At 60.6% G+C, this 6,219-nt stretch carries 7 protein-coding genes; 4 read left to right on the top strand and 3 right to left on the bottom strand.

The features are described 5' to 3' along the window. Positions 1-55: 55 nt before the first annotated feature. Positions 56-427, bottom strand: coding sequence for a hypothetical protein (locus MKK49_RS12475; RefSeq protein ID WP_244028823.1), 372 nt, complete (start codon positions 425-427; stop codon positions 56-58). Between the two features lie 10 nt (positions 428-437). Beyond that, entirely contained in the window at positions 438-1,706 is a 1,269-nt protein-coding gene (locus tag MKK49_RS24655) for a GNAT family N-acetyltransferase (protein WP_313899161.1), read from the bottom strand. Between the two features lie 127 nt (positions 1,707-1,833). Here MKK49_RS24655 and MKK49_RS12465 point away from each other — a divergent pair, with 127 nt between their 5' ends. The 3 genes from MKK49_RS12465 (at position 1,834) to MKK49_RS12455 (ending at position 4,225) form a co-directional block, all read left to right on the top strand. Beyond that, entirely contained in the window at positions 1,834-2,805 is a 972-nt protein-coding gene (locus MKK49_RS12465) for a LysR family transcriptional regulator (protein WP_244028817.1), read from the top strand. 127 nt (positions 2,806-2,932) lie between these two features. Further along, complete coding sequence (locus MKK49_RS12460) at positions 2,933-3,313, top strand: VOC family protein (RefSeq protein ID WP_313899162.1); 381 nt, start codon at positions 2,933-2,935, stop codon at positions 3,311-3,313. A gap of 12 nt (positions 3,314-3,325) precedes the next feature. Continuing rightward, on the top strand, positions 3,326-4,225 hold the full coding sequence (locus MKK49_RS12455) for a 3'-5' exonuclease (protein WP_244028815.1): 900 nt from the start codon (positions 3,326-3,328) through the stop codon (positions 4,223-4,225). A gap of 564 nt (positions 4,226-4,789) precedes the next feature. Here the strand turns inward: MKK49_RS12455 and MKK49_RS24795 are convergent. Next, the gene (locus MKK49_RS24795) at positions 4,790-5,077 is read right to left on the bottom strand and encodes a helix-turn-helix domain-containing protein (protein ID WP_409565067.1); all 288 of its coding nucleotides are present in this window, start codon (positions 5,075-5,077) and stop codon (positions 4,790-4,792) included. 110 nt (positions 5,078-5,187) lie between these two features. Here MKK49_RS24795 and MKK49_RS12450 point away from each other — a divergent pair, with 110 nt between their 5' ends. Further along, positions 5,188-6,117, top strand: a complete 930-nt coding sequence (locus MKK49_RS12450) for a 3'-5' exonuclease (protein ID WP_244028813.1) — start codon at positions 5,188-5,190, stop codon at positions 6,115-6,117. The last annotated feature ends 102 nt before the right edge of the window (positions 6,118-6,219 follow it).

The raw sequence follows: 6,219 nt of genomic DNA, 5'->3' as shown, positions 1-6,219 counted from the left end.
CGGCTACCAGCCGCCTGCGCCAGAGGTCCTCATCTGGCCAACCGAACCGAGCGGATCAGTGCCGTCCGCTCGCCCTGCCATCGTCACGCGACCGACGATGCACTAACTTCGAACATGGGCCACCGAACGGGGGCAGGCCACCTGCCCGGGCCATCAAACTGTCGAGGAATTCCTCGATCCGGGCTTCCCCACTATCCTCGGGATCCGGCTCATGATTGAGTTGTCCGCGCCGGATGAGTTCGCGATTGAGATCATCGGCCAGGTCCATGTAGCGCTGGCCGATATCCTCCAAAGCCGTTGCGAGCTCAAGCGGTAGGTCCGGTGAGCCACACATCTCCTCGACCAAACTGCGGTGTAGCGGCATCACCGTATGGAGGTAGGTGCGGAAGTAGAGTTCCACGCGCTGGATGGTCCCCGGATCGAGCATCGAGTCCTCCTCAGGCGGTGCGCCTGTTTGGCCGATCCGTCCGAATCGTCGGATGATCGACAGACGGTCGCGTCGCCGGGCGATAACTCGATTTCTCCAGGATCCCCTCGGCATGCCATTGCCCCTCCGGGCGAATGATCTTGAACGGATCGCTTTCCAACGTGACGGCCTCCGGGTGGGCGTCGGTTTCCAGGAGCATCTGGACGTAGTCGAAGTCCGAAAACGTGATCTCAGGAGCGTTGGGGATCGGGCGTGCGCCGGACCGACTCCACATGTTGACCAAGCGCTTCTGAGCCTGTCCATAAATGCGGGTGTAGCCCTTCATCCGGCAAAGTTCCTTGGCCGCGCGGATCATGACTAGGGCCAAACGTGACTTGCGATGTTGATGGCGAACAGCCAAACGCTCCACTTTCGCAAAATCCGCAAAGCATCGGATGCGGATCGAGGCCGCAGGCTCACCGCCGACGTAGCCAAGGAGGTGGGTCGCCGCAAAATCGTTACCATCGAACTCTTCGTCGTAGGGGCAAACCTGCTCGGCCAGATAGACCGATGAGCGAATGGCCATGACCTTCCCGAGGTCGTCGTGATTCCGAACGACGGTCACGGTGTATTGCTTAGCAGCATTCGGATGGCTGTCGTAGACTGGCCGCTCGTCGAGGGGATTTCGCCGGAAGACGAAGAGATCGCTGGTGACGGGGCCGTCCTGCGTGGAAGCGGTCTCAAAGCCGACGCGGTGCACGAAGCGACGCCCGCTCGGCGTGACGGCGCGGGCATAGATGTCGGCGTCGCGATACAACGGCGTCGACCAGCGTTGGAAGGCCCAGGCAAAGCCCACCGCAAGACGGCCCGGTGCGTAAAGTCCCCAGATATAAATGGCGGCCGGAGCATCGTGCTGTCCCGCCACATGCTCCGCAGCCGGATCGGCGGCGCTGAAGGTCCCGTCGAGCATCGCCTGCCGACCAGCGGTCGTCAGCGGCAACCAAGCAATAAAGCCCTCGGCTTGTGGATCTTCGACGCAGTGTCGAGCCCGCAGGGCGAAGGCATGAAACGTGTCCGGATTGGCCGAGATCACCCGTTTGATCACGTGAAGCGTCGTAACCGTGCCAATCTCGAGGCGGCTGCGCTCGAACAGGCGATCAATCTCGGCATTTGTTGGCGTATAGGCCACAAGGTGGCGCGCACGACTCGTCGTGTCGATTTCGTTAAGGCGCATGTACAGCCGCTCAACAATATTTTCCTCCACAGAGACTCTGTGCGGAATGCTTACTTGTGCGGTCATGGCAACATAAACTCGGTGACGTCGTGAACAGGCCCTTCATCTCACCTGCGGAATGTGCCGTATGCCCGCTTTTCCGGAACGGGGTGTGCCGTTTTCCGTCCCGCCTTGCAGAACGCTGGATGGGCGTATGCCGGACTGGCACGCCGTCTGGGTGTTCCTGCAGGTTCATCGCAGCGGGAGCCTGCGGGCCTGCGCCAAGCAATCCAATATGACCGTCAGCTCGATACGGCGGCGCATCGACCACCTGGAGCAGGTCATCGGACACCGCCTTCTCACGCGCCACGTCGATGGAATCCGTTTGACGGCTGAGGGGGAGCACCTCCTGATCATCGGTTTGGGGATGGAACGCGAAGCCCTCGGCTTGGTGCGAATGCAGGAAGCGCTATCCTCCGGGATCGAAGGCACGGTCCGGATCGCTGTGACTGAGGGGCTTGGCGCGGTATGGCTCGCGCCGCGAGCTGCGGATTTCACCCATGGGCATCCCAACCTCCGCCTGGATTTCGCATGCGCGATGCGGTCGGTCGATGTGCTGCGGATGGAAGCGGATCTCGCCATTCAACTCACGCCACCTGAAGCTCCAGACGTGAAGGTGGTGCGCCTCGGGCATCTGCATGTGATGCCCTATGCCTCCCGCAGCTATGCGGACCGATACGGCGTACCGAGCACGATTGAAGAGCTCGCGTCGCACCGGCTCGCGCTCCAGATCGCGGAGCAGACATCGACCGCGGAGATCCTCTCGCAAATTTTTCACGGTGTTCCCTTCAGGGGAGCGATCGCCATCACGACCAATACGAGCACCGCCCATGCGCTCGCCATCGCGAACGGTGTTGGGATCGGCTGGCTTCCGACCTATGTGACCCCGCTCCAATCCGGGCTCATCCCGATCGAATGTGGAGCCCATGCCAAACTGGATATCTGGATGACCTATCATCCTGATGCCGACAGGATCCCCCGTGTGCGTGTCGCCATCGAGTGGGTTCGCTCGTGCTTCGATCCGCGTCGTTTCCCCTTCTTCTCGGAATACCGCTTCCTTCCCGAAGCCCTCCCGCCCATCGAAAAACTCGCCACTCTGAAAGATTGGATGCCGGAGTATGTGTGACGCCATCACCGTGGAGGTGAACCAGGCCGCCCCGCCATAGGATAGCCCGCCCATACGCTCCCCAGCATACTAAGACTGGGTGCGACAGGCGGCCGTTGATAGGATCGCGCATACCACGGGCTCATGGATGCCAATGACCTTCCGATTCGAACACCTCCACCTCCGCAGCTCAGACGCGGCCGCGGCTGCGACGTTCTACGTCGATACCTTCGGCGCACGGGAGATCGGGCGCGAGGGATCGCCGACGGTCACCCGGATGATTCTCGATCTCTGCGGCATCACCCTTTTCATCGAGCATGCCCCTGACGCCAATCCCCCGGCCAAGCCGCTGAACCGCGGCATCGAGCATATTGGATTGGTCGTCGACGATCTCACGGCGACGGTGTCGGCCATGAAGCAGCAGGGAATCGTCTTCGCTATCGACATCACCAACGTGCGGCCGGGACTTCGGACTGCATTCCTGGATGGACCGGACGGAGTCCGCATCGAACTCCTTCAACGAAGCTGAGGCCGCCGTCCTGTGATCCCACCCCTCGACAGCATCGCCGATGTCCTCGACGCGACCGGGGATTACCGCGTGCTCCGACGTCTGGGGGCCTTCGCCCCCTCAACCGAAGCCCCAAACGAGCCGACCTTCCTTGGGCTGATCGTCGACACGGAAACGACCGGGACCGATTTCGCCGCCGACGAAGTGATCGAGCTCGGCATGATCAAATTCGAGTACGGCGCGAGCGGTCGCATCTACCGGCTGGTCGAGACGTTCAATCAACTCCACGAGCCACGGACGCCCATTTCGACCGAGATCACCCGCTTGACCGGCATCACCAATGATGATGTCGCAGGAAAGCGCATCGACGACGCAGCGGTCAACGTGTTCGTAGCCGATGTGGCGGTGGTCATTGCCCACAACGCAAGCTTCGATCGTCAGATGTGCGAACCGCACTGGCCGATCTTCATCGACAGGAATTGGGCGTGCTCTTGCCACCAGGTGCCGTGGCAAGCGGAGGGGCACGAGGGACTGAAGCTCGGCTATCTCCTCACGGATTGCGGCTTCTTCCATAAGGGCCACCGCGCCATCGACGATTGCCACGCCCTCCTGGCGCTTCTCGCGCGCTCGATGCAGACCTCCGGACGGCTGGCACTGGCCTGCCTTCTCGAGACGGCGCGCCGCCCCACCGTCCGCCTGTGGGCGCAAGGGGCTCCGATCGAAACCAAGGACGTGCTCAAGGCGCGACGCTATCGCTGGAGCGTCCGGCGGCGGTGCTGGTACATCGATCTCGAGGAAGATCGGATCGAGGCCGAACGTGCCTTCCTCAGCGAGGAAATCTATCGCCGGCCCACGGTGGATCTGCCGATCGAGCGGTTCACGGCCCGGGACCGGTTTTCGATCCGGACCAACCCCGACGCGGCGCAGGATTGAGGCTCACCCGCTCTTTGGCATTGTCGCAGGCGGTATAATCGCTGCCGTGGGTGTGCTCCGCGAGCACCGAGCTCCTTCGAATGTCCACCAACGTCCTGGATGAGGCGGGAGTTGGTCGACCCAGGCGGTCGCAATGACCCTACGGCGAAGGGCAGCCCTTACTTCCTGAGCTTTCCGGGGCGGTCGAGCCACCTTGCACCCGGACGCCCCGTCGGCGGTTTGCGGAATGACCACAGGACCTCCCGTGGACGAGCGCCTTCGATGAAACGGAGTGCCCTCGCGATCGCTGATTGGCCTGGCTGCCTGCATGGGGGCCATTTCCGGCGACTTGCGACCTCCGAAAAGCCGATACGCCAGCCAATTTTTAAAGCGAACCAGCAGCAAATAATTGCTGGGGCGCTTTCGATAAATATTGTCTAATCAATTCTTAACGATGTGACGAAAATATAAAAACCACTTTGGCTCCAGAGGAAGCCTCTATATTTTTCTCTATTTGACAAATGCCGAGATTTTATGCTGCTAATCAAGGGGCGGGGCGCTTTGACGGTTCAGCTTTTGGCTTAACTACTCGCCGTCGCTGCCAAGGTGTTCAATGTGCCGTCTTGCGCGACCCTCTAGAAATGATTCATAGCTTAATAATACACCAATACTACCGTCACGGCTCCGGGTCATCTGTACGCCTGCCGCCTTGAGCACTTCTTCGATCCGCTGGAGCGTGACATCCATAGGATGGGTCAGCCCGTTTTCGAAATTCATCAATGTTCGCCGACCGATACCACTGCGGTTCGATAAATCGCTTTGGCTCCACCCAAGTAAAGCCCGCGCAGCACGAACTTGCTCTCGCTCAATCATCAAATTGACAGGAATTTAGCTGGAAACGATTCAACACAGGTCTGCACATAAAGTGAATTCCTGTTGGGATGCGCCATAGTAGGCCATGCAACACAAGAGAGGTGTTCAGCATGGACCAAATTATCGACCTCAATCGCTGCGCAACGGTTTTGGATCACAGTGACCATTTCCGCGTTCTTCGCCGTCTGGAACCCCGAACTGTTTTCGACTTCGACGAATCTGAAACCGTACGGCGTGGGCTCATCCTCGACGTCGAGACCACCGGCCTCGACCATAACCTCCATCAGGTCATCGAGCTCGGGATGGTCCCGTTCACCTATACCGATGACGGTCGCATCCTATCAGCCGATGCGCCTTTCTGCAGCTTCCAGGAACCGTTCGGTCCGATCCCTTCCGAAATCACCCGCCTCACCGGCATCGATATGACCATGGTGTCTGGGTGCATGATCGACCGCGATGCCGTCAAGCGCCTCGTCGAGCCGGTCGATCTGGTGATCGCACACCATGCGAATTTCGATCGCAAATTCGCCGAGGACCTCCTGCCAATTTTCGCTCAGAAGCCCTGGGCCTGTTCCCTCGATCAGGTCCCCTGGCGCGAGGAAGGGATGTCCGGCGGGAAGCTCTCATACCTCGCGACCGATCTCGGCCTGTTCTTCGAGGCGCACCGGGCCGCCGACGATTGCCAGGCGACCCTGGAGATCCTGTCACGGCCGCTGCCGCGATCCGGACAGACAGGGTTCTCGCATCTCCTGCGGCAGGCGTTCGAACCGACCTGGCGGGTCTGGGCTGAATGCGCCCCATTCCAGCGGAAGGATCTTCTCAAATCCAGAACGTACCGATGGTCCGACGGATCGAACGGCCGACCGAGGGCTTGGTACCGAGATTTTCGCGAGGAGGAGGTCGGGCTGGAGTTCGAATTTCTCCGCCGCGAGGTCTATGGCTTCCCTGCCGATATCCAAGTGACCCAGATTACAGCCCTGGATCGTTTTTCGGTGCGGACATTGGCCTGCCCCCGTTCGGTGGCCCATGTTCGAAGTTAGTGCATCGTCGGTCGCGTGACGATGGCAGGGCGAGCGGACGGCACTGATCCGCTCGGTTCGGTTGGCCAGATGAGGACCTCTGGCGCAGGCGGCTGGTAGCCG

This window comes from Methylobacterium sp. J-090, from assembly GCF_022829345.1.
In the GTDB taxonomy this organism is placed as follows: domain Bacteria; phylum Pseudomonadota; class Alphaproteobacteria; order Rhizobiales; family Beijerinckiaceae; genus Methylobacterium.
Note: the sequence above shows the minus strand (reverse complement) of the source record. Positions and strands in the feature narration are given on the sequence as shown.